Origin of the sequence: Actinoalloteichus spitiensis RMV-1378 (assembly GCF_000239155.1) — a bacterium.
Lineage (GTDB): Bacteria > Actinomycetota > Actinomycetes > Mycobacteriales > Pseudonocardiaceae > Actinoalloteichus_B > Actinoalloteichus_B spitiensis.
Genome location: NZ_AGVX02000186.1, coordinates 1 through 2,770, shown reverse-complemented (window position 1 = coordinate 2,770; position 2,770 = coordinate 1). Strand labels below are relative to the sequence as shown.

Sequence of the window (2,770 nt, the reverse complement as noted above, 5' to 3'; positions counted from 1 at the left end):
GCGTATGTGATCTACACGTCCGGCTCGACCGGTACTCCGAAGGGAGTGGTGGTACCGCACCGGGCTGTGGTGCGGGTGGCGTGGGAGACGGATCACCTGCCGGTGGGGCCGGGGGATGTTGTCGCCCAACTGGCGTCGTTGTCCTTCGACGCGGCCACTTTGGAGATCTGGGGAGCGTTGCTCAACGGGGCGGCGGTGGCGGTGCCCCGGCCCGGGGTGTTGTCGGTACCCGAACTGGGTGAGTTCCTGGGTGAGTACGCGGTGACGGGGTTGTGGTTGACGGCGGGGTTGTTCCACGAGGTCGTCGACACTGATGTGGCGGTGTTGTCGGGGGTGCGGTACCTGCTGGCCGGGGGTGACGTGCTGTCTCCGTCGCACTGCCGGCGGGTGGTGGAGGCGGTACCGGGGGTGCGGTTGGTCAACGGGTACGGGCCCACGGAGAACACGGTGTTCACCACTGTTCAGGTGGTGGGTGCCTCCGTTGTGCAGGGGCGGGGTTCGGTGCCGATCGGGTCGCCGGTGGCGGGGTCCGGGGTGGTGGTGTTGGACCGGTGGTTGCGTCCGGTGCCGGTGGGGGTGCCGGGGGAGCTCTACACCTCGGGTGCGGGTCTGGGGCATGGGTATGTGGATCGTCCGGGGTTGACGGCGTCGCGGTTCGTGGCTGATCCCTTCGATGCCGCTGGTGGTCGGGTGTACCGGACGGGGGATCGGGTGCGGTGGTTGCCGGACGGGGTCCTCGAGTTCGTGGGGCGGGTGGATGATCAGGTGAAGGTGCGGGGGTTCCGCATCGAGCCGGGTGAGGTCGAGGCCGCGTTGGTGGGGCAGTCGGGTGTGGCGCGGGCGGTGGTGGTGGTCCGGGAGGACACCCCGGGGGCGCGGCGTCTGGTGGGTTACGTGGTGCCGGCCGAGGGGCATGTGGTTGATGGTGGGCAGGTGCGGGAGGAGTTGCGGTCTCGGTTGCCGGAGTACCTGGTGCCGGCGGCGGTGGTGGTGCTCGAGGCCTTGCCCCTGACGGGTAACGGCAAGGTAGACCGGGCGGCGTTACCAGCCCCGGAGTTCCAGCCCTCCCAGGGCTACCTGGCACCCCGCACGGACACCGAGAAGGTGCTGTGCGAGGTGTGGTCCGAGGTTCTTGGTGTGGACCCGGTGGGCATCGATGCCGACTTCTTCGCCCTCGGTGGCGACTCCATTCTCAGCCTGAAGGCTGTCAGCCGGGCCAGGGACGCACTGGGCACGAACATTTCGGCACGTGCCCTCTTCGATCACCCGACTGTCGCTGGTCTTGCTGCCCAGGTCCGTGGTCAGGACGACTTCGGCCAGACCCAGGCCGCGCCGATCACGCCTGCCGACCGGAGCCGTCCCCTTCCGCTGTCCTTCGCGCAGGAGCGACTGTGGTTCCTGAACGAGTTCGCCCCCGCGAGTGCGGAGTACAACTCGGGGCTCGCGTTCCGGCTCACCGGTGAACTCGACGTCACGGCGCTTCGCACCGCCGTCGACGGTCTCGTCGAGCGGCACGAGGCTCTTCGCACCACTTTCGGCACCCTCGACGACCAGGGAGTCCAGGTCATCCGCGGTGCTGTGGCCGTTCCCTTCACCACCCACGACCTGTCCGAGCTGGACGAGAGCAGCCGGAGTGCCGAACTGGACAAGATCCTCGCGTCCGAGATCGCCAGGCCCTTCGATCTCGGGGAGGGACCACTGCTCCGACTCGTCCTGATCAGGGAGCGGCCGAACACCCACGTGCTGGTGCTTCCGATGCACCACATCGTTACCGATGGCTGGTCGATGGGTGTGATCACCAGGGAGCTCGGTTCCCTGTACGCGGCGGCCGCGCGAGGGCTGTCCGCACCGCTGCCGGCGCCGCCGGTGCAGTACGCCGACTACGCGGTGTGGCAGCGTGCTCAACTGGAAGGCGACAGCCTGGACGAGCAGCTCGCCTACTGGCGGGACCAACTGACCGATGTCGTGCCGCTCGAGCTGCCCACCGATCGTCCGCGCCCTGCGGTCCGGACCTCCCGTGGCGCGGTCCGCACCTTCGAGATCCACTCCGACCTGGCCATGCGACTCGCCGACCTCGGAAGGACTCGGGGTGGGAGTCTGTTCATGACCCTGACCGCCCTCACACAGCTGATGCTAGCCAGGACCAGCGGCCAGACGGACGTGGCGGTCGGGACGGTCACCTCGGGACGTGAACGTCCCGAGGTGGAGGACCTGGTGGGCTTCTTCGTGAACACGCTGGTTCTCCGGACCAGGGTCGACGAGCGGTCAACCTTCTCCCAGTTGCTCTCCGACGTCCGCGAGACCGTGCTGAGCGCGTTCGCGAACCAGGACGTTCCCTTCAGCCGGTTGATCGAGGAGCTCGTTCCCGAACGGGATACCAGCCGGACACCGCTGGTCCAAGCGCTCGTCGTGTTGCAGAACGCCCCGAGTGAACTGCCCGAGCTTCCGGGGCTCGAGGTGACCGAGTGCGACCTCCCCCGTGAGGTAGCGCAGTTCGATCTGACCCTGCAGTTCCAGGAGACCGCGTCCGGGCTGGCGGGCGTGGTCGAGTACAGCATCGACCTCTTCGACGCCGGCACCGTTGATCGCTGGATCCGAGGTCTGATCGGGTTGGCGGAGGCGGTGACCGCGGAGCCGGAGCGCCGGTTGGTCGAGGTGGCGGTGACCGACCCCGCTGAGCGGGATCTGGTGGCGGAATGGAACACCCCCGACCGGGTGCTGCCGGTGCAGACGGTCACCGGGGTGTTCGCCGCGCGGGTGGTCGAGTGCC

1 protein-coding gene is annotated in these 2,770 nt (G+C 68.4%); it reads left to right on the top strand.

Going from position 1 to position 2,770, the window contains the following annotated elements; all coding sequences use genetic code 11:
• Positions 1–6 precede the first annotated feature (6 nt).
• On the top strand, positions 7–2,770 hold a 2,764-nt coding region (locus tag ACTIDRAF_RS33720; protein ID WP_016698541.1), incomplete at its 3' end, for a condensation domain-containing protein.